This window comes from Marinomonas sp. G8-14, assembly GCF_055808935.1.
In genome coordinates this window covers 565,279-587,843 of sequence record NZ_CM147891.1, presented here as the reverse complement: position 1 = coordinate 587,843, position 22,565 = coordinate 565,279, and the positions used below count along the sequence as shown (strand labels likewise).

Below are 22,565 nucleotides of genomic sequence, written 5' to 3'. Positions count from 1 at the left end.
TTTATCCCTCACCCATCCTTTTTAAGATACTCTTTTTAACAAATCTCGCTCTCCCCTTCATTGCCGTCTATGCATTCTTAGTCTATCTATATTAAAGAGAGATTTTTATAAATGGAATGAATGATGGATCATAATGTAACCACAGAAAATTCCCTTCTTTTTAGTAACAAACAATTAATGGACGATCGCTTCTTACAGCAATTGGTTGGCTGTTTGCCTATGGGTGCTATGATCGTTAACACAGAAGCACACATCCTATTCGTGAATGATTCATTGGCTGAAATATTGGGCTATTCGACCACGGAATTAATTGGTAGGGATATTGATTTTTTACTACCTGACGAACTTAGATCAAGCCACAAACATCTAATGAGTCAGTATTTTAGCCAACCTCGCAAACGGCAAATGGGGGCAGGCCAAGCGCTGCATGCAAAACGTAAAGATGGTGTGTTGATTCCCATAGAAATTGGCCTAAATCCGGTTGAGCAAGATGAGCACACACTGGTATTGGCGACTTTAATTGATCTGACACCAAGACTGCGCGCCAATAATATGTTCCAGCGTTCTATACAGGACGCACCTCATGGTGTATTGGTGGTTGATGAAAGTGGCATCATTCGTGTCACAAATAATATGCTTTGTGAGTGTTTCGGCTACCATCCTGAAGAGTTACTCAATCAGCCTCTTGATCTCTTATTACCGGAACGCTACCGACACCATCACGGTGATTTGCGTCGCTCTTTTCATCAAAACCCAATGCCTCGGATGATGGGCATTGGACGTGATTTAACGGCTTTGCACAAGGACGGGCGTGAATTTCCAGTTGAAATAGGCCTAAGTCCTTTTGAAGATGAGCACAACAACAATATGGTGTTCGTGTCTTTATTAGACATCACAAAACGTAAAAGAATGGAGCAGGAACTGCGTGAAATTAATACCAATTTAGAGGAGTTTACCTATGTTGCATCCCATGACCTACGTTCACCATTACGCGGTATTGCGGATTTATTAGAGTGGATTAAGGAGGACCTAGGAGCAAACACCTTACCAGATGTGAGCAATAACCTAGATCGCATTGGCATTCGTATTCAACGCATGGAGCAGCTGATTGATAATTTATTAACTTATGCCCGTGCAGGAAAAAAAGACGCCACTCCCCAACAAATTGATCTAAATATTCTGTTAGATAACGTTTTTGAGTTACTTGAAATACCAGAAGGTATGCTTTTAGAACGCGATATTCAAATAACACACTTTATTTCGACATGGATTCCGCTTGAAACCGTCATGCGCAATCTTATTAGCAATGCGATTAAACATCATGACACACAAGTAGGAAAAATTTTAATACGCTGCGTTGTAGAAAATAATTTCTGTCATTTTTCAATTTGCGATGATGGGCTTGGGATTCCCACTGCGTCACATGAACGTATTTTTCGATTATTTCAAACAATCACGGCAAGCGAGCGTGGTGGAACAGGTATTGGTCTTTCCGTCAGCCGGCGGCTAGTTGAGTCGCATGGCGGACGCATCAGCGTAGAAGCCAATCAACATCAGCGAGGTGTAACTTTCCACGTCTGGTGGCCCCGTTATTTAAGGAAGGATAACCATGATTAGAGAATTAAGTGTTTTAATCGTTGAAGATGATGACGTCGCTGCAGAATCAATTACTCGTGGACTGCGAAAAGTGGCTCCAGATATCCATTTGGTCTATGCAGAAAATGGTCAAATTGCCATAGACATTTTAAAAAAGCAGCATCCAACTCGGGCCTTAAAAACCCCCTATTTAGTATTATTAGATTTAAACATGCCAATTATGAATGGCTTTGAGTTCTTAGAATACATTCGAGATGATGAGGCATTGCAGGATACTGTTATTTTCATTCTTACCACCTCAAATGATGATAATGACCGATCTCGTGCCTATGACAATAATGTCGCGGGCTATATGGTTAAATCTTCAGTTGGTCCGCAGTTTGCGAAGCTAGCTGCACTTTTGCATGCTTATAAAAATGCAGTCGAACCAAATCGCTGATTCAGGAGGAATCATGGAAGCAACCATAAACGACACTGGGCATATTTTAAAACTTCTGCTTGTTGATGACGACGATGTGGATAGAGAACGTCTTCGCCGCATGTTGTCAAAATCGGACATTGAAACTCATGTATTAGAAGCATCATCGATTGAAGACTCGATGGTCTATTTAAAAGAGGGAGATTTCGACTGTGTCATTGTGGATTATCGATTAGGACTTAATTCAGGTTTAACCCTTCTCAATCATATCCGCACTATTTTAGAAAAACGTTGCGCTGTGATCATGGTAACAGGACTAGGCGATGAAGAAGTGGCCGCCCAAGCGATGCGTCTAGGTGCAAGTGACTATTTATTAAAGAATCATCTGCAAAGTACTCAGCTTATCCGCGCTATTATTAGCTCAGTCCATCGAGCTGAAATAGACAAAAAACTCCACGACATGGCTCATTACGACAATTTAACCGGATTGGCTAGCCGCCCTCTTCTTTTAGAACATTTACAGCAGGCTATTACTCATGAAGAATCGGCTGCGGTCGCCTTTCTTGACTTAGATAACTTTAAGCCGGTAAATGACAACTATGGACATGATACAGGTGACTATGTATTGGTAACCATCGCCAACCGACTAAAAGGTCTTCTTCGCAAAAGTGACACCTTGGCTCGGATTGGCGGGGACGAGTTTGTTCTGTTGCTGCGTGATGTATCAAGCAAAAAAGAATGCGATGATTTCCTCAAACAACTAATTGATTTGGTCAATACGCCAATTGAACTAGAGGCCTTCGATTGCCATGTTCAAGTATCTGCCAGCATCGGTGTTGCTTTGGTTTCAAATGACAGCCTTGATGCTGACACCATTTTACGGCGCGCAGATCAAACAATGTACCAAGCTAAAAACTTAGGCAGTAACAATATTTTATTTTTCGATCCTGAAGAGGAACGTCGTCAATTTGCACGCCGAGCGATGTTACAAGCAGCAGAAAAAGGCATTATAAACAATGAGTTCGAGCTGCATTATCAGCCACAAATCAATATGGTAGAGCATAAATTAATCGGCGTAGAAGCGCTTATTCGATGGAATCACCCAACCATGGGGTTTCTTTATCCGGCTGATTTTACAGAAGTTCTAGAGCACCCTAACACGGGTATATTAATCGGTGAATGGGTTCTACAAGAAGCGCTCAGCCAACATGCCTTATGGAAAATAAAAGATCTCATGATCAGTGTTAATATCTCACCAGCCCACTTACTCAGCAAAGATTTTGCCCAGCGCCTTAGCCTCTTACTACAAAGTATGCCTAACATTAATCCGCAATCATTAGAACTTGAAATCTTAGAAACGGTTTCAATATGCGATATCAACCAAGCCGTAGAGGTGGTAAAAGCCTGCTGTCAATTAGGGGTTCATGTCGCATTAGACGATTTTGGAACAGGGTATGCTTCGTTAAATTATCTGAAAAAATTGCCTCTTAATACCTTAAAAATTGATAAAGGATTTGTACAAAACCTTCTAATAAATCAAGAAGATCGCTCCATTGTGAAATGCATTGTGGCACTAAGCCAAGCTTTTCATTACAAGTTAATCGCCGAAGGCGTGGAATCACTTGAGCACGAGCAAACACTGATTGAAATGGGCTGCCAACTTGGCCAAGGTTATTTCATCGCTAAACCTATGTCTGCTGATAAAATGAGTGATTGGATTCTATCATACAGACAAAAATATCAGCTTCACTAAAAACATGACGCCAAAACCGGGCACTATTTTCCTCTAAGACAAAGATATTTTAACGCCTTCCAATGGACTTAATCATGACAAAATACGCAGCCGATTGTGCAAAAAACCACCAAGACAAAGCATTACAAAAGTTTCAAAACCACTTTTTAGTTTCATTAAAGGAAAAGTAACTTCCGCTTATAAAGAAGGTTGGTAGACTTCCGCGCACATTAAAACAAGCAAAAAAAGAGAGTCTATCATGATCACTAACGATGTTATGACGGTGCAGGATCAGCGCACCAGCAAAATCATATTGGCCATAGCCGCTATCACTATTTTATTAGCTACCTTTGCAGGCAAGATGCCAGGTGGCATGATAGGGGCATTAGGAATTATGGTCATTATTGGCTTTATTCTTAACTATATTGGAGACAGAACTCCGATTATCAACCAATTTTTTGGTGGTGGTGCCATCGTTGTCATTTTCGGCTCTGCTTACTTATTTCACAGCGGCCTATTTCCCTCCAGTGCAGAAAACAATGTCACAACCTTTATGAAAAGTGGCGGTTTCTTGTCTTTTTATGTGGCAAGCCTAGTGACTGGCTCTATCTTTGGTATGGACACTCAAACACTCAAGAAAGCGGCATTAAAATATATCCCTGTCATTTTAGGATCGGCTTTCTTTGCTTGTATATTCACCGGTTTAGTCGGCATGTTGGTCAGTAAAAATTTTTATGACTCGGTTATGCTGATTGCTCTTCCTATCATGGGTGGCGGTATGGGCGCTGGTGCTGTGCCACTTGTTGAAATCATGTCTGGTAAAACAGGAATGAGCGCAGAATCCTTAATGTCGCAGATGGTACCGGCCCTAGCAATTGGTAATGCTATTGCCATCGTCATGGCTGGCTTACTACACAAAGTTGGCCAAATGGCACCCAGTCTCACCGGTAATGGCCAGCTTATTCGTGGTCAAAAGCCAATCGAGGAAGAAGACCAGAAAGGCTCAGAGGCTCAACGTGACCATTTTAGGTGTTGGTGCATTGTTAGCTGTCAGTATGTATTTTCTCGGTACGCTACTATCAAATTATATCAGCATGCACACTTATGCCTTGATGATACTATCGATTGCTTTGATTAAAGTATCAGGCATCATGCCAAAAGCACTAGAACAAGCAGCATTCTCTTGGTACAAGTTTGTAGTTAGCAACTTAACTCCTGCCCTATTGGTAGGTATTGGTGTGGCTTATACGGATCTAAACCAGATCCTTGATGCGCTGTCTCCTATGTACTTCTTCCTAGTACTCATCACTGTACTGGGCGCGGTATTTGGTGCTGGCCTGATTGGTTGGTTAATGGGCTTCTATCCTATCGAAGCGGCCATTACTGGCGGTCTTTGCATGGCAAACATGGGCGGCACAGGCGATGTGGCTGTTCTTGCGGCAAGTAAGCGCATGGAACTAATGCCTTTTGCACAAATATCCTCTCGCATTGGTGGCGCTTTCATGCTGATACTGGCAACAATCGTGGTTCAAGCGATCGCTTAATACCAAACGGGTAAACACATGAAAAGGCAAAACATCCCCTGTTTTTGCCTTTTCTATTTTTGCCTTTTCTATTTTTGCCTTTTGTTTAGCCCTTAGTCTGTATGTTGTATAATCACGCTTCTTTTTTTCATGTTAATGAAGCGCCGATGACACTCAAGTCTTACCTTGCCTTAATAACAATCTCGACTATCACCATTATTGTAGTGGCTGTCGCTTTAGTCTTTGGCTACTCATTACAAAATGCGTATTTAGATGGCATTGGCAAACGCGGATTAGAGCTGGCCCGCGTTATCGCTCAAGATGATAAAGTCATTCAGGCAGCTCGAATCAGCAATAGCGGACAACCAGTCTCTATCGAAAATCATATCGAAAATTTACGCAGCAAAACCGATGCCTCTTATATTGTGGTTGTTGACCAAAATGCCATCCGTCTAAGTCACCCCACAGAATCACTTATTGGTAAAAAGTTTATCGGTGACGATGTCTACCCAACCTTACGGCAAGGCATAGACTCCACCAGCATTGCCAGCGGTTCACTGGGTGAGGCCATTCGTAACTTTACCCCAATCAAAGACGAAACAGGCATTATCGGTGCCGTTAGCGTTGGTTACCTTACAAAGACTACCAGCGAGTTGATACACCAACATCTTCGCGAAGCGGGCTTGTTGGTTATTTTTGTCTATCTACTTGGTGTCATTATCGCCATCGTATTAATTGCCAAATTGAAGCGTACTTTTTTAAGTTTAGAGCCAGAAGAAATTGTTCGAAAATTCAAAGAACACGAATTAATTTTAGACAGTATTCGAGACGGCATTGTGGCGATTGATCATCAACAATATGTGACTGCGATTAATAGCATGGCTATTGAGTGGCTAACGATGAATGTGCTCAGTGCCTCACAAGTGGTAAACAAACCATTAAGCGAACAATCACAAAGCCTCTCCCACTTTGTTTTGGAAGCAAAAGGGCAAATGACTCAAAATAAGTTCAATTTGGGCAAACTGGAATTTATTGCCAATCTATACCCTATTAAAAGTCCAAAAGGTGATATCGGTTATGTGATTGTATTTTTTCCAGATCATGGAAAAAAATCATTAGAACAAGAACTAACGACAACTAAAAACTATGCGGATTTATTACGCGCTAAAACCCATGAATATGCCAACCACCTAAACGTGCTATCAGGAATGCTTCAAGCAGAACGCTACCAAGATGCCATAGAATTTTTACAACAAGAAAGTGATGGAGATCAGGCGGCGTTAAGACGCATCATTAAAACAATAGAAAACAGTGCAGTAGCTGGGCTAATTTTCGCCAAACACAATAAAGCAAAAGACTTAAAAGTGGATATGTTAATCGAAAGTGATTGTCAGCTCGGTAAATATCCACCTAAAGCCAATGAGGCATTGGTAACACTGGTGGGAAATCTAATAGACAATGCTTTACTAGCGGCTTGGTCTAATAGATTACTGACTACTCCATTTGTTAAGTTCTATATTAGTGATCGCAATGCGCACATCATGCTTCAAATAGAAGACAGCGGCGCAGGCGTGGATGAAAAACTAGAAAGCCGTATACTTGACTTTGGAGTCAGTAGCAAACACAACACAGAACAACACGGCATAGGACTGTATTTGGTCAAGAAGGTGGTTGACCAATACCACGGCAGCCTTGATTGGGAGCGCAGTGAGGTGAATACCACTGTGTTTAGTATTTATTTAGATAAACGAGCGCTAACAAGATGAATCGAATTCCTGTGATGATAGTGGAAGATGACCTACGTGCTAGCTATGTATTAGAAAACACCATAAATCAGCGCACGGATTTTACTGTCGTCGCTGTCTGCGAAAGCCTGCTTGAGGCAGAATTAAAAGCAGAGGCCTTCGAACCTGAATTAATTATGGTCGACATTAGTTTGCCAGATGGTAATGGCATTGATCTAATAGCACGGCTTAAAAGCAAGAACATAAAAAGTGCTTTTATCATGACCACAGCAGAAAGAGAAGCCACCACAATTGAAAGAGCCATCCAACTGGGAGTAATGGATTATCTGGTAAAACCCATCCGTATGTCTCGTGTCTTGCAAGCTCTGGATGACTATTTAGACTTTAGAAAGCGCCTAACTAGACACAACAAAATAGACCAACAAGATATAGATGCCTTATTTAGAAAAAACGCTCCCTCTGATGGCAGTAGAAAAACCCCAAAGGGTATCGATGAAAACACCCTTGAAAAGCTAACACAGCACCTAAAAACCCTAGATGAAACGCCCTTTACTGCAGAAGACATAGGTGACGCAATTAAGCTTAGTCGAATTACAGCCAGACGCTACCTTGAATATTTGGAAGCTCAAGGTCAAGTTAGTATGACACTTGATTACAAAACAGGTGGCAGACCCAAACAACGTTATAGTAAAACGGTGTAGCAACGCATGCTGAATCAGTTAAAACGCTTATTTTTCAGCAAACCCAAGCCGACAAAAGTCATTTTTATTGGTATCGATTACCTATGTTTTTCATTGGCTCGAGTCCTATTAGATGATAATAGGCATAGCGAACACACCATCGAAATCACCGCATTTATTGATGACGAGCCATGGAATAACAGAACACAAGTGCATGGCTCAACGGTCTATTCACCTAGCGAAATTTCCGCCCTAGTGCGTAAACATGACGTGAAATTGATCATACAAATTCAGGGAGAATCGATCAGTATTGCCGACAATATTTGGGAAGGTATTTTTAAGACGAAAGCCAAGTTGATAACACTGGAAACAGGACAAGATATAAAGACCATGCAGACAATAGTATATCAGGCACTATAACACCAAATCTTTAAATTAAATGTTTTCATTTTAGTTTAAAGATTTGGTATTAATATCATAAAGATTATTGAACCAAGGCAACTTGTTGGTTCGACAAATTCATAGCAGCCTTAAGAGACTGAGTCGATGACATGGTTAACACATTTAATTGATCTGTGTAGACGTCTTTTGGCAATGCAATATCGCTACGCTGCGCCATCACTGTTTTAAACTTCTCAACATCTATCGAATCAGATCCATTTTTAATCGAATTCAATTCATCATTGGTTAAGCTTGCTACACCACCGCCCGGCAAATAAATAGCTCCTGTGATGAAATCGACACCAAAAGCGACCACACCAGGAACAAAGAAGAACAATAAACCAATTGCGTCTAATGCTGCCACACCCACATCGATTTGACCATTTGTTTGACCACGACGTTCAGGGTAAAGTAACGTACCACATGCCGTAACTTGAGTAATAAATAAGGCGGCTGCAATACCACGTGCCAGATGAGTAAAACCTAGATTGTTCTTTAAACCTATCATACTTATTCCTTATAAATGATTACCAACATGACACTCTACAGTGCTGTTAATCACAACACAAACTTAGCCACCTTTATTTCACAATGCTTTCGCACTACACAGATGTCATTTTCTCATCTAGCTTATCAACGATGTATTCACCAATTGGAAAAGCACTTGTCGCTGCTGGCGAAGGCGCATTACAAACATGCAGCGTTCTCGTGCTCTGAGCAAACAAAAAGTCATGCACTAAACTACCATCTTTCATCACCGCTTGAGCTCGAATTCCAGCAGGATATGCCTGCAAATCATCTAAAGACACAAGGTCACAATACTTTCTTACTTGCGCCAAATAACCCGGTTTATACCAAGAATTTTTTGTTTCCGTTAAACCCGTCCGCCAATGCGACATCAGCAACCGCCAGAAACCAGGAAAACGTATCATGTCAACGATATCTCGCATATTGATATTGATACGGCCATAGCCTTCTCGCTTCCATCCTTGTACCGCATTAGGACCAACCGTCACAGAGCCATCTATCATGCGGGTCAAATGCACGCCTAAAAACGGCAGATCTGGATCTGGGATGGGATAAATAAGGTGGTTAACAATACGATTATGTTTTGCTGGCAACTGATAGTATTCACCACGGAATGGAATGATCTGGAAATCAGTCGGGATATTCAACATCTTAGTTAATCTATCCGCCATCAGACCGCTACAACTGACCAGATAAGACGTACTCACAACATCATTATTTAAGGTAATAGCCACACGCTCATGACTTTCATCAAGGTTCTGCACCTCAGAATTTAAACGTAACTCGCCACCTTTTTGAACAAACAATTCTGCTAATTTTCGGCAAATATTTCGATAATTCACAATGCCAGTCGACGGAACAAATAACGCGCCAATCCCTTTTATGTTAGGTTCACGTTCATTTAGTTGCGCCTGATCCAGCTTATGAACTTCCAAGCCATTATTTTGACAACGAAGAAACAGAGCTTCCATGCGCTCATATTCCAGTGCATTGGTGGCCACCAGTAACTTACCACACTCCTCAAAATCAATATGATGCTGGAGACAAAATTCTTTCGTTGCTTTTGCGCCTCTTTGACAAAAATCTGCTTTAAGACTGCCTGGCGCATAATAAACACCCGCATGGATCACACCAGAATTATGCCCTGTTTGATGCAATCCAACCTCAGCTTCCTTTTCAACCAGCAATATACGATATTTTGGATAACGCTTAAGTAACTGCCAGGCTGTTGACAGCCCTACTATACCGGCCCCGATAACCGCTATATCGTAAACTGAATGTTGAGACATGTTTGCCAGTACTCCCATCTTGTTTTATTTTTTCGCTGATTTATAAGATTGTGCAAATAAACACCTTAGAAGCACATCCATACCAGCATACTTAGTTTGCGTACTTCAAAAGAAAGCCCCGCCGGTCTGTTTTATAAAAGTGAATACAGGCCGAACAAATACAAACCCTTTCTTTTCCTGCTAACCTTGTTGACGTAGAAATCCATTCCAACATGTCACTAGGAATATGAAGAGTAAAACACCAGCATCCATCATGACTGTCTACGGTACAAGCATTATCACCCAAACAAAAAGGACACTTCATTTTTAACACCTATTTTCGTGCCTATAAAGCAAAAAAATCCCCGCCGAAGCAGGGATTTTATAATCAGTCACACTGTAAAGTACTCGCTTACCAGCCAGTGATTTCTTTAAGTGCAGCACCGATGTCCGCTAGAGAGCGAACAGTTTTAACACCAGCGTCTTGTAGCGCTGCGAATTTTTCGTCAGCTGTGCCTTTACCGCCAGAAATGATCGCGCCAGCGTGACCCATACGCTTACCAGCAGGTGCAGTCACACCAGCAATGTAAGAAACAACAGGCTTAGTTACGTTTGCTTTGATGTAAGCAGCCGCTTCTTCTTCCGCTGTACCACCAATTTCACCGATCATAACGATCGCTTCAGTTTGTGGATCGTTTTGGAACATTTCCAATACGTCGATGAAGTTAGTACCTGGGATTGGGTCACCACCGATACCTACGCAAGTAGATTGACCGAAGCCTGCATCAGTCGTTTGTTTAACCGCTTCATAAGTCAATGTACCAGAACGAGATACGATACCTACTTTACCTGGCAAATGAATGTGACCAGGCATGATACCGATCTTACACTCACCTGGTGTGATAACACCTGGACAGTTAGGGCCGATTAGACGTACGCCTAGCTCGTCACATTTAACTTTACAGTCAAGCATGTCAAGAGTCGGAACACCTTCAGTGATACAAACGATTAGTTTGATACCAGCGTTCGCCGCTTCTAAGATAGAATCTTTAACAAAAGGTGCTGGAACGTAAATAACAGACGCTTCCGCACCTGTTTGTTCAACCGCTTCTTTCACTGTGTTGAAAACAGGTAGACCTAGATGAGTTTGACCACCTTTACCTGGCGTCACACCACCAACCATCTTCGTTCCGTAAGCAATCGCTTGCTCAGAGTGGAACGTACCTTGTCCGCCAGTGAAACCTTGACAGATTACTTTAGTATCTTTATTGATTAAAACAGACATTATTATTTGCCCTCCGCAGCTTTAACAACTTGTTCAGCTGCGTCTTTTAGACTTGTTGCAGCGATGATGTCTAGACCTGAGTTTGCTAGAACTTCACGGCCTTTCTCTGCGTTAGTACCTTCAAGACGAACAACAACAGGCACGTTAACACCGACTTGCTCAACCGCACCGATAATACCTTCAGCGATCATATCGCAACGAACGATACCACCGAAAATGTTAACCAATACCGCTTTAACATTGCTGTCAGAAAGGATGATTTTAAATGCTTCAGCAACGCGTTCTTTTGTTGCACCGCCGCCTACGTCTAGGAAGTTAGCAGGTTTACCGCCGTGTAGGTTAACGATATCCATAGTACCCATTGCTAGGCCGGCACCGTTTACCATGCAGCCAACGTTACCGTCTAGCGCTACATAGTTAAGTTCCCATTTAGCTGCATGTGCTTCACGCTCATCTTCTTGAGAAGGATCGTGGAACTCTTGCATCTTCTTCTGACGGTAAACAGCGTTACTGTCGATACCGATTTTGCCATCTAGACAGTGAAGGTTGCCTTCTTCTGTAATAACAAGTGGGTTGATTTCAAGAAGCGCGAAATCGTAATCATGGAACATTTGTGACAAACCAAGGAACACGTTAGTGAACTGCTTGATTTGTGTAGGGTTAAGACCCAATTTAAATGCCAACTCACGAGCTTGGTATGGCTGAGCGCCCACAAGCGGATCAATGATCGCTTTATGGATAAGCTCTGGGGTTTCTTCTGCTACTTTCTCGATCTCAACACCGCCTTCTGTAGACGCCATGAAAACAACGCGACGAGTAGAACGGTCAACTACTGCACCTAGGTACAATTCGTTAGCAATGTCAGTGCAAGATTCTACAAGAATCTTCGCAACAGGCTGACCTTTTGCATCAGTTTGGTAAGTAACAAGATTTTTACCAATCCAGTTTTGTGTAAACGCAGCAACTTCTTCATAAGAATCAACAAGCTTTACACCGCCCGCTTTACCGCGACCACCAGCGTGAACTTGAGCCTTAACAACCCACTTGTCACCACCAATTTTTTTCGCTGCTTCAACTGCCGCTTCTGGCGTGTCTACTGCGTATCCTTTAGATACTGGCAGGCCGTATTCAGCAAAAAGCTGTTTAGCCTGATATTCATGTAAGTTCATTTGATTCTTCCGCTCATCTGAATGATTGACATAAGCTCTGCCTGCTAAGACAGAAATTGCCGGCTCTAGGCCGGCAAATCTAATTTTTATTAACGCTTTTTACGGTTTGCGATATGGATCGCATGGTTGTCTACCGCTAATGCTGCTTCGTGAACCGCTTCACTCACTGTTGGGTGAGCAAAAACAGTCAAAGCGATATCTTCTGCAGTAGAACCGAATTCCATTGCAATAACCGCTTGCGCGATCAAGTCAGCCGCGTGACCACCAATAATGTGGCAGCCTAAAATACGGTCTGTTTCTTCACAAGCAATTATCTTAACGAAACCATCAGTGTCATTTGCCGCCATAGCACGACCAGACGCTGCAAATGGGAATTTACCCACTTTAAACTTAACACCTTCTGCTTTTAGCTCTTGCTCATTTTTACCAACCCAAGCAAGTTCTGGGTGAGTATAAATAACAGATGGGATGCAGTCATAATTCATTTGTGCTTTATGGCCAGCGATGATGTCTGCAACCATAACACCTTCTTCAGATGCTTTGTGTGCCAACATAGGACCACGTACAATGTCACCAATCGCGTATACGCCTGGAACAGATGTACGGCACTGCTCATCAACGAAGACAAAGCCACGTTCATCTAGCTTCACGCCAGAATCTTCAGAGAAACAACCTTGAGTAAATGGCTTACGACCAACGGCAACAATCAGCTTATCAAAGGTTTGCTTCTGCTCGTTACCTTCTTTATCTAGGTAAGTCACTTCCACTTCTTCACCGTTGATTTGGCTGCCAGTAACACGCGCACCAAGACGAATGTCTAAATGCTGTTTCTTGAAGATTTTAGCCGCTTCTTTCGCTACATCCTGGTCACAAAGGCTTAGGAAAGCGTCTTGCGCTTCAAGAACCACAACCTCAGAACCTAAACGAGTCCCATACAGAGCCAAGTTCTAGACCGATAACACCAGCACCGATAACGCCTAGACGTTTTGGCACAGCACGGAAATCAAGCGCACCTTGGTTATCAACGATAATATCACCCGTACGTGGCGCAGGTGGAATATTCACTGGCACTGAGCCTGTCGCTAAAATAACGTTCTCAGTTTCAATAACGGTTACCGTACCGTCATGCGCTGTGAATTCGACTTTTTTGTTCGCTAATACTTTACCAAAACCTTCGAAACTTGTTACACCGTTAGCTTTGAAAAGGCCAGTGATACCACCGGTCAACTGATCTACGATTTTATCTTTACGATCAACCATAGCATCAACGTTCATAGCAACGTCACTCATACTGATACCATGTACGCCAAAAGTTTCTTTCGCATCATGGTATTTTTGTGAAGAGTCTAACAGTGCTTTAGAAGGAATGCAGCCAACGTTTAAACAAGTACCGCCAAGGCGAGGCTTATTGTCTTTGTCTAACCATTTTTCGATACAGGCTGTTTTCAAACCTAGCTGAGCAGCGCGAATAGCGGCTACATAACCACCAGGGCCGCCACCAATTACAACAACATCAAATTTATCAGACATAAGAGATCCCATTTTTCAGTAAAACTGAACGACCTAATCGGGCCGTTCAGTATTCAATTCATACAATTCAGAGGGTACGAATAGTTAGATTTCAAGCAAAAGACGTGCAGGGTCTTCAAGCAATTCTTTGATCGTTACTAAGAATTGTACGGCTTCTTTGCCGTCAATCATACGGTGATCGTAAGACAAGGCCAAATACATCATCGGCTGGATTACGACTTGACCATTAACCGCCATTGGACGATCTTGGATTTTATGCATACCCAAAATAGCCGTTTGTGGTGGGTTAATGATAGGCGTAGACATCAAAGAACCGAAAGTACCGCCGTTAGTGATAGTGAAAGTACCACCTTGCATGTCATTCATTCCCAGTTTGCCATCACGACCACGAAGAGCGAAGTCCATAATAGTCGACTCGATGTCAGCAAGCCCCATTGCTTCTGTATTGCGAAGTACAGGCACCATTAAACCACGATCAGTGGACACGGCTACACCAATGTCTTGGTAGCCATGGTAAACCATGTCATTGCCATCAATCGATGCGTTCACTGCTGGGAAGCGTTTAAGCGCTTCAGTCGCCGCTTTCACGAAGAATGACATGAAACCAAGTTTAGTGCCGTTGTGTGTTTTAGCAAACAAGTCTTTGTACTTAGCACGCAATTCCATGACAGGTGCCATATTGACTTCGTTGTAAGTCGTCAACATAGCAGCGGTTTGCTGAGCTTCGACCAAACGCTTCGCAATCGTGGCACGAAGACGTGTCATTGGAACACGTTTTTCAATACGGCCGTCCGCACCTAGAGCGGCTACTGGCGCAGCAGCTGGTTTAGATGCTGGAGCAGGTGCAGCTTTAGCTGGCGCAGCAGGAGCAGAGGCTTTTGCCTTCACAGCCGCGTCTACGTCTTCTTTTGTGATACGACCACCTTTGCCAGTTCCTTTCACTTGAGAAGCCGTTAAACCCGCTTCAGAAAGTGCTTTACGAGCAGCAGGACCAGCCACACCATCTTCATCACCATCTGCAGCAGAAGCAGATGAAGTGGAAGACGCTGTATTAGCAGGCGCTGCTTCAGTAGCAGACGCTCCAACCAAGAAGTTAGCAAGAACCTCATCACTAAGGACAGTATCACCTTCGTTTTTCAAGATGTCGCCAATTACACCATCAGCAGGCGCTACGACTTCTAAAACAACTTTATCCGTTTCAATGTCAACAATGTGCTCATCACGTGAACACGCTTCACCTGCTTTCTTGTACCAAGTTGCCACGGTGCCATCGGCAACAGACTCAGGGAAAGTAGGCGCTTTAATTTGAACCGTTTCTTTTGAAGAAGACGCCGCTGCAGCTGGCGCTGCTTTCTCCGCTTGCGCTGGTGCTGCAGAAGCCGCACCTGATTCAAAAATAGCCAACACTTCGTCACTTAGTACGATGTCGCCTTCTGCTTTTAAAATTTCTTTCAAAACGCCATCAGCAGGTGCAACAACTTCTAAAACAACTTTGTCTGTCTCGATGTCAACAATGTGCTCATCACGTGCACAGGATTCACCTGGCTGTTTGTACCAAGTGGCAACGGTACCGTCTGCTACCGATTCTGGAAAAGTAGGTGCTTTAATTTCAATGCTCATTTTATACCCTTATCTCTCTGACAGGCTATGGTACTAACCAACTAATGCGTCGTTGACCAGCGCTTCTTGTTCTTCAACATGGATAGACATGTAACCAGCCGCTGGGGCAGCAGACGAAATACGTCCTGCAAAACGGATTTTTAGCTCTGGGTACAGTTTTTCCAATACTCGATTCATACGGTGACGATTGGCATGCCAAGCACCTTGGTTTTTCGGCTCTTCTTGACACCATACCAAACTCTCAACATTGTTGTACTGCTCTAACACAGACTCTAGGTCAGCGTATGGGAACGGATACAACTGCTCCAAACGAATCACAGCAACATCATCTTTTTGCAACTCTTCACGACGGTTAATCAAGTCGAAATACACTTTACCGCTACATAGGATAATGCGTTTCACTTTATCCGCAGCAATGTTTTCATCCGACTCGGGAAGAACCGTTTTGAAACTGCCTTCTGCCAAGTCTTCTAATGTCGAAATCGCTTGCTTATGACGCAACAAACTCTTCGGTGACATTATGATCAGCGGACGACGCATAGGACGAATCGCTTGACGACGAAGGATATGGAAAATTTGTGACGGCGTAGTCGGAACACAAACTTGAATATTGTATTCGGCACACAACTGCAAGAAGCGTTCTAAACGTGCAGACGAATGCTCTGGTCCTTGACCTTCATAACCATGTGGCAACAACATAGTCAGACCGCATAGGCGACCCCATTTATGCTCACCACTGGTAATAAACTGGTCAATAACAACCTGTGCACCGTTAGCAAAGTCACCAAACTGCGCTTCCCATATGACCAAACCTTTTGGAGAAGTGCTGGCATAACCGTACTCAAAAGCCAATACCGCCTCTTCTGAAAGGTAAGAGTCGTAAAGATCCATTGTAGGCTGATCTTCTGACAAATGCTTAAGAGGAATATAGGTACTACCGTCTTTCTGACTGTGAATAACCGCATGACGGTGCGAGAATGTACCACGACCAGAGTCTTGACCCGTAATACGAATCGGATAACCCTGTTCAAGCAAGGTCGCAAAGGCAAGCGTTTCTGCATAACCCCAGTTAAGAGGTAAGGCACCCGCCGTCATCTTGTCGCGGTCTTGGTAAATTTTCTGCACTTGACGCTGAACAACAATACCATCAGGTATATTAGTTAACTTCCTAGCAACTTCCTGTAATTTGGAAAGCGGGTAAGTTGTATCGCCAGCATCTGTCCATTCAACACCAAGGTATGGTTTCCAATCGACAAATGAACCTGTTTGAGATTCAAGAACCAAGCTTTTCGCTACATGACGAGCGTTATCAAGGTCTTCTCTGTTCTCAGCGACCATTTGGTCAGACTTTTCTTGTGTAACCACAGATTCTGCAACGAGACGCTCAGAATAAAGAGTACGTGTCGTTTTTAGATTGTTGATCACATTGTACATTAATGGCTGAGTACCTGATGGCTCATCCGTTTCATTGTGACCACGGCGACGGTAACACACCATGTCAATCACAACATCACGACCAAACTCATAGCGGTAATCTAGCGCAAGCTGAGTGACAAACAACACGGCTTCTGGATCATCACCATTGACGTGGAAAATAGGCGCTTGAATGATTTTAGCAACATCTGTGGCATATTCCGTAGAACGCGAATCTTCTTGACGGTTCGTGGTAAAGCCCACTTGGTTGTTAATAACAATATGAACCGTACCGCCTGTACGATAAGCGCGAGTTTGAGACATCTGAAACGTCTCCATAACCACACCTTGGCCTGCAAAAGCTGCATCACCGTGAATCGAAATAGGCACAACACTTTTACCCGTTGTATCTTTACGACGATCTTGGCGAGCACGAACAGAACCTTCTACTACAGGAGAAACGATCTCCAAATGCGATGGGTTAAATGACAGAGCAATGTGTACTTCTCCGCCAGCCGTCATCACGTTAGAAGAGAAACCTTGGTGATATTTAACGTCGCCAGATGTGTTAACAAGCTTCTTACCTTCAAACTCGTCAAATAAATCTTTGGGATTTTTACCAAGCGTATTAACTAATACGTTAAGACGCCCACGGTGAGCCATGCCGATAACAACTTCTTTGGCACCAAGTGCACCGGAGCGCTGAATCAACTCGTTTACCATGGGGATTAAGCTTTCGCCACCCTCAAGACCAAAGCGTTTTGCACCAGGATAACGACTAGCAAGGTATTTCTCTAAGCCTTCCGCTGCTGTTAAACGTTCCAATAGGCTTTCGCGAGTTTCTTGGGAATATTCTGGACGAGAACGAACGGATTCGACACGCTGTTGAAGCCAAGCTTTTTCTTGAGTATCAACAATGTGCATAAACTCATAACCAATGCTACCGCAATAGGTTTTTTCAAGTTCCGATACAATTTCACTTAATTTAAGCGAATCTTTATTAAAGAATAAAGAGCCAACATTGAATACTGTATCTAAATCAGCGCCCGTTAATTGGTGATAGCCAATATCTAAATCAGCTACTTTCTCACGTTTTTGTAATCCAAGCGGATCAAGTGTTGCATGTTGATGCCCACGAACGCGGTAAGCATTAATCAACTGCAAAACACTAATTTGCTTCTGTTCATGATCAGAACTTGCAACATTACCTGTAGAAACAGGCATTGAGCGAAATTTATTCTTACCAATCTGTAGAAACTGCTCTTGAATCACTGAATGAGGTAGATCAGTTGATTGCGCTTCGCTTACACGAGGCAATTGATCAAAACATTTACGCCATTCTTCCGACACTGAGTTCGGATCGACGAGGTAGCTTTCAAACAACCCTTCAACATATTCCAAGTTTCCACCTGAAAAGTGAGAGGTGCTCCACAGCAACTCCATTAAACTTTCGTGCATTCTCGATCACCCTTATGTTCGAGCCAGCTACCGGGGTCCCGGTATCAACCTATTGATTAAGGTCGATCATTTTATCAGGCCCGTAAGGCTATTAAAGCCTCGATTTTTTGTTTATTTCCAGCCACTTCCGCCCTTCTACGTTTAATACTCAACCACTACAAACACTTCATTCATACAAACAAACAAAGCACTTTGAATCCGTAATCACTAAGGCAGTGGTCTTTCTTAGGCGCTTCCTTGCCCGTAAAGATCGAATTTTAAATCGTTTTTTCCATATTCTCTACATCAGAATATGAAAAAATGGCGGCATTGAACCATTATTCAAGCCGCCGAGTTTATGCGATCACATTAAAACAACACGATGGATCACACAACACATCATCAGGTCGCTCTCTGCAAAAGCATAGAACGAATATTACCAATGGCCTTAGTCGGATTTAATCCTTTAGGACATACATTTACACAGTTCATAATACCATGGCAACGGAAGACACTAAATGGATCATCTAGATCACTAAGACGCTCTTGCGTGGCCGTATCACGACTGTCCGCCAAGAAACGGTAAGCTTGCAACAATCCTGAAGGCCCTACAAACTTATCTGGATTCCACCAGAAAGATGGACATGCAGTTGAGCAGCAAGCACACAAGATACATTCATAAAGACCATCAAGCTTTTCACGTTCTTCTGGGCTTTGCAAACGTTCAATTGCTGGCGCTGGTGTATCATTTAGCAAATAAGGACGAATCTTCTCATATTGCTTGTAGAACTGACCCATATCAACCACAAGATCACGAACCACTGGCAAGCCAGGAAGAGGACGCAATACCAATTTACCTTTTTTTACAGCCTCAGAAACCGGCGTAATACAAGCCAAGCCATTCTTTCCTGACATATTCATGCCATCAGAGCCACATACACCCTCACGACATGAACGACGGTATGAAATACTTGGATCTTGCGCTTTAAGCAAATTCAAAACATCAAGCACCATCAAGTCTTTACCTGCTGGCAACTCAATCTCATAATCCTGCATGTAAGGAGCGTCGTCCTTCTCAGGATTGTAGCGATAGATACTAACTAACATTGACATAACTCCTTAGTATGAACGAGCCTTAGGTGGGAAAGCTTCCATGGTCTTTGGCGCAAAGTTTACATCACGCTTGGTTACAGTCTTACCTACTGGATGGAATAAAGAATGTTTCAACCAGTTTTCATCGTCACGTTCAGTAAAGTCATTGCGAGCATGAGCACCACGACTTTCCTTACGGAATTCAGCCGGAATAGCTGTCGCTTCAGCAACTTCAAGTAAATTTTCAAGCTCTAAAGCTTCAATACGCGCTGTATTGAATGCTTGACTCTTATCTTCAAGATACAAATTTTCAACACGAGTACGAATTTCTTTTAACTGCGCAAGACCTTTTTGCATTGCTTCGCCATCACGAAACACACCAAAATAAAGCTGCATTACACGCTGCAGATCAGCACGCACCGCTGCAACACTTTCGCCGCCTGTGGAACTATTCAAACGATTCAGGCGAACCAATGCTTTTTCAATATTGGTGTCATCAGCATCCAATGAATCAAAACCTTCATCCAATGACTTCTTAACCTGAATACCAACCGCACGCCCAAACACAACTAAATCTAGCAGCGAGTTACCACCCAAACGGTTAGCGCCATGCACCGATACACAAGCCGCTTCACCACAAGCATAAAGACCATCAATAATAACGTCTTCACCAGCTTCGTTAACTTTAATTGCTTGACCGCCAATATTAGTTGGAATGCCACCCATCATGTAATGACAAGTTGGAATAACAGGAATCGGCTCTTTTACTGGATCAACGTGAGCAAAAGTACGAGATAACTCAAGAATACCAGGAAGACGCTTATTCAACGTTTCTTCACCCAAGTGATCCAACTTAAGCAATACGTGATCACCATCAGGACCACAACCACGCCCTTCCAAAATCTCAAGAATCATTGAACGAGCAACCACATCTCGACCGGCAAGGTCTTTTGCGTTTGGAGCATAACGCTCCATGAAACGTTCACCATCTTTATTGATCAGGTAACCACCTTCACCACGACAACCTTCCGTCACTAGTGTACCAGCACCGTAAATACCGGTTGGGTGGAATTGCCACATTTCCATATCTTGCATTGGGAAGCCAGCACGCAAAGCCATACCAACGCCATCACCCGTATTGATGTGAGCATTCGTCGTAGATTGATAAATACGACCTGCGCCACCTGTAGCAATAACCGTTGCTTTCGCTTTCAGATAAACGGTCTCACCGCTCTCGATACAAATCGCGATAACACCAACAACAGCGTCTTCTCTGTTTTTTACAAGATCAGTGGCGTACCATTCGTTGAAGAATGTAGTACCACCTTTAAGGTTGCCTTGATACAGTGTATGTAGCAGTGCATGACCAGTACGGTCTGCAGCAGCACAAGTACGGGCAGCCTGACCACCTTTACCAAAGTCTTTAGACTGACCACCAAACGGACGCTGATAAATACGACCCTGCTCAGTACGAGAGAATGGCAATCCCATGTGCTCTAATTCAAAAACGGCTTGAGGACCGACAGAACACATGTATTCGATTGCATCTTGGTCGCCAATATAATCCGACCCTTTTACAGTGTCATACATGTGCCAGCGCCAATCATCGTTTGGATCATCACTTGCAATGGCACAAGTAATACCACCCTGCGCAGAAACCGTGTGTGAACGAGTTGGAAATACTTTAGTAACGCATGCCGTATTCAAACCAGATTCGGTCAACTGGAGCGCAGCACGCATACCTGCGCCGCCCCCACCAATAACAATGGCATCAAAAGAAATAGTACGAATATTTGCCATTACTTATAGCCCCCAAAGAACTTGAACACCCCATACGATGTAAACAAACATTACAAAACCGCATAGAGATTGAAAGAAGAAACGTGCACCCGTTGCTTTAATATAGTCAGTTGAAACAGACCATAATCCAATCCAAGAATGCATACCAATCGACAAAAGCACCATTAGACTGAATATTCGCATCCATGTCGCTTCAAATAAAGCACTCCACTGATCGTATGTAAGATCAGGATTCAGCAACAAATAACCAATGATAAAAACCGTGTACAAAGACAATACAACAGCAGACACTCGCTGCATCATCCAGTCGTAAAGACCAGAGCGACCAAAACTTGTGATTTGAGTTACCATATCCACACTCCTGCTAACACGATTAGAACGGCAGCAATCGCAATATTTGCAATAGCAGCATTACGCCCACTCTCTAACTCTTCAAAATAACCCATATCCATGAACAAGTGTTTCACACCTGCTACAAAGTGGTACATCAGCGCAGAAACAACACCCCAAATAACAAACTTTACTAGAAAACTAGTTTGTAGTGCATTAACCACCTGATCAAAACCTTCTTGCGACTCTAAAGAAAGATCGAATGCATAAAACAAGAAAGCCAACCCTACAAAAAGGATGATTCCTGTTACACGGTGAAGAATAGACACGATTGCTGTGACTGGCTGAGATATGGTTAAAATATCAAGGTTGACTGGTCTTTTTTTATTCACGACTTTTACACCATTTTGTGTTGATTGAATGGTCAATCACGACCCAATGTCTATACGTGCTATATTCAGCTCTGGATCAGAGTAAAATAATGACGTCATAGGCCTACTTTGAAAATCCCATCGATTTGCAAACAAATGTTTAAAAGCGACTCTCTTTTATCCATTAGCATCAACAAATCAATGAAATCGTCTGAGGCGCAATTATAGACCAGCCAAAAATACTAAGACAAATAGACTGAACGAGAGGTTTTCAATGGTCACCATTCATCAAATGAATGTAACCATAAGCCGAAACAATAATGGTATAAAATTACATAAAAAACCACACTAAAAAAACGACAAAAAACCCATATAATCAACAAGTTAATTGTTTTTGAGCATTTTCTTGACTTTACATCAACCCCTTGTTTTGTCAGATAATTACAAAATAACACAACCTAATGTAAATAGAGTGCAAATGAACAAGATTGACTTTTATAGTCTAGAGACAGTATTTTTTCCGCACCTTCTGGGCCAGGTGGAGTCAACCTACGACGTCTTAGCCCCGAACCAGAATACGAAGGAGA

19 protein-coding genes and 1 pseudogene are annotated in these 22,565 nt (G+C 42.8%); 8 read left to right on the top strand and 12 right to left on the bottom strand.

The window, feature by feature from the left end; genetic code table 11:
• Positions 1-123: 123 nt before the first annotated feature.
• The 8 genes from AC0L6V_RS02885 (at position 124) to AC0L6V_RS02850 (ending at position 8,114) form a co-directional block, all read left to right on the top strand.
• A complete protein-coding gene (locus tag AC0L6V_RS02885; RefSeq protein ID WP_418138760.1) occupies positions 124-1,617 on the top strand; it encodes a sensor histidine kinase in 1,494 nt (497 codons plus the stop codon).
• The gene (locus AC0L6V_RS02880; protein ID WP_265217295.1) at positions 1,610-2,035 is read left to right on the top strand and encodes a response regulator; all 426 of its coding nucleotides are present in this window, start codon (positions 1,610-1,612) and stop codon (positions 2,033-2,035) included. The genes AC0L6V_RS02885 and AC0L6V_RS02880 overlap by 8 nt, the downstream gene beginning before the upstream one ends.
• A 13-nt stretch (positions 2,036-2,048) precedes the next feature.
• Positions 2,049-3,767, top strand: coding sequence for a GGDEF domain-containing response regulator (locus AC0L6V_RS02875; RefSeq protein ID WP_265217294.1), 1,719 nt, complete (start codon positions 2,049-2,051; stop codon positions 3,765-3,767).
• Positions 3,768-4,005: 238 nt separating this feature from the next.
• Positions 4,006-4,884, top strand: a complete 879-nt coding sequence (locus AC0L6V_RS02870; RefSeq protein ID WP_418138759.1) for a 2-hydroxycarboxylate transporter family protein — start codon at positions 4,006-4,008, stop codon at positions 4,882-4,884.
• Positions 4,802-5,290, top strand: coding sequence for a 2-hydroxycarboxylate transporter family protein (locus tag AC0L6V_RS02865; RefSeq protein WP_418138758.1), 489 nt, complete (start codon positions 4,802-4,804; stop codon positions 5,288-5,290). Before AC0L6V_RS02870 ends, AC0L6V_RS02865 begins: the two co-directional genes overlap by 83 nt.
• 146 nt (positions 5,291-5,436) lie before the next feature.
• Entirely contained in the window at positions 5,437-7,035 is a 1,599-nt protein-coding gene (locus AC0L6V_RS02860; RefSeq protein WP_265217292.1) for an ATP-binding protein, read from the top strand.
• Positions 7,032-7,715, top strand: coding sequence for a response regulator (locus AC0L6V_RS02855; protein WP_265217290.1), 684 nt, complete (start codon positions 7,032-7,034; stop codon positions 7,713-7,715). The genes AC0L6V_RS02860 and AC0L6V_RS02855 overlap by 4 nt, the downstream gene beginning before the upstream one ends.
• Before the next feature lie 6 nt (positions 7,716-7,721).
• Positions 7,722-8,114 carry a nucleoside-diphosphate sugar epimerase/dehydratase gene (locus tag AC0L6V_RS02850; RefSeq protein WP_418138757.1) on the top strand — a complete coding sequence of 131 codons (393 nt, stop codon included), beginning with the start codon at positions 7,722-7,724 and terminating at the stop codon, positions 8,112-8,114.
• A gap of 64 nt (positions 8,115-8,178) precedes the next feature.
• Here the strand turns inward: AC0L6V_RS02850 and AC0L6V_RS02845 are convergent, their stop codons facing one another.
• The 12 genes and pseudogenes from AC0L6V_RS02845 to sdhC form a co-directional block, all read right to left on the bottom strand.
• Complete coding sequence (locus AC0L6V_RS02845; RefSeq protein ID WP_409419342.1) at positions 8,179-8,643, bottom strand: hypothetical protein; 465 nt, start codon at positions 8,641-8,643, stop codon at positions 8,179-8,181.
• Positions 8,644-8,737: 94 nt separating this feature from the next.
• Positions 8,738-9,952 (bottom strand): L-2-hydroxyglutarate oxidase, encoded by a 1,215-nt coding sequence (gene lhgO / locus AC0L6V_RS02840; RefSeq protein ID WP_265217286.1) that lies wholly within the window; start codon positions 9,950-9,952, stop codon positions 8,738-8,740.
• A gap of 91 nt (positions 9,953-10,043) precedes the next feature.
• On the bottom strand, positions 10,044-10,256 hold the full coding sequence (locus AC0L6V_RS02835; protein WP_409419341.1) for a cysteine-rich CWC family protein: 213 nt from the start codon (positions 10,254-10,256) through the stop codon (positions 10,044-10,046).
• Positions 10,257-10,343: 87 nt separating this feature from the next.
• Positions 10,344-11,216, bottom strand: coding sequence for a succinate--CoA ligase subunit alpha (sucD, locus tag AC0L6V_RS02830; protein ID WP_265217285.1), 873 nt, complete (start codon positions 11,214-11,216; stop codon positions 10,344-10,346).
• 2 nt (positions 11,217-11,218) lie between these two features.
• Positions 11,219-12,385, bottom strand: a complete 1,167-nt coding sequence (gene sucC, locus AC0L6V_RS02825) for an ADP-forming succinate--CoA ligase subunit beta (protein WP_265217284.1) — start codon at positions 12,383-12,385, stop codon at positions 11,219-11,221.
• Positions 12,386-12,474: 89 nt separating this feature from the next.
• Positions 12,475-13,915 (bottom strand): annotated as a pseudogene (gene lpdA, locus AC0L6V_RS02820) (dihydrolipoyl dehydrogenase).
• An 84-nt stretch (positions 13,916-13,999) separates the two neighbouring features.
• Positions 14,000-15,535 carry a 2-oxoglutarate dehydrogenase complex dihydrolipoyllysine-residue succinyltransferase gene (gene odhB, locus AC0L6V_RS02815; protein ID WP_265217282.1) on the bottom strand — a complete coding sequence of 512 codons (1,536 nt, stop codon included), beginning with the start codon at positions 15,533-15,535 and terminating at the stop codon, positions 14,000-14,002.
• Between the two features lie 33 nt (positions 15,536-15,568).
• Positions 15,569-18,406, bottom strand: coding sequence for a 2-oxoglutarate dehydrogenase E1 component (locus AC0L6V_RS02810; protein ID WP_265217281.1), 2,838 nt, complete (start codon positions 18,404-18,406; stop codon positions 15,569-15,571).
• 381 nt (positions 18,407-18,787) lie between these two features.
• Positions 18,788-19,492, bottom strand: a complete 705-nt coding sequence (locus AC0L6V_RS02805; RefSeq protein WP_111638517.1) for a succinate dehydrogenase iron-sulfur subunit — start codon at positions 19,490-19,492, stop codon at positions 18,788-18,790.
• Positions 19,493-19,504: 12 nt separating this feature from the next.
• Entirely contained in the window at positions 19,505-21,277 is a 1,773-nt protein-coding gene (sdhA, locus tag AC0L6V_RS02800) for a succinate dehydrogenase flavoprotein subunit (protein ID WP_265217278.1), read from the bottom strand.
• Between the two features lie 3 nt (positions 21,278-21,280).
• Positions 21,281-21,628, bottom strand: a complete 348-nt coding sequence (sdhD, locus tag AC0L6V_RS02795; protein ID WP_110571770.1) for a succinate dehydrogenase, hydrophobic membrane anchor protein — start codon at positions 21,626-21,628, stop codon at positions 21,281-21,283.
• Positions 21,622-22,035, bottom strand: a complete 414-nt coding sequence (gene sdhC / locus AC0L6V_RS02790) for a succinate dehydrogenase, cytochrome b556 subunit (RefSeq protein WP_346433222.1) — start codon at positions 22,033-22,035, stop codon at positions 21,622-21,624. The genes sdhD and sdhC overlap by 7 nt, the downstream gene beginning before the upstream one ends.
• Between the last annotated feature and the right edge of the window lie 530 nt (positions 22,036-22,565).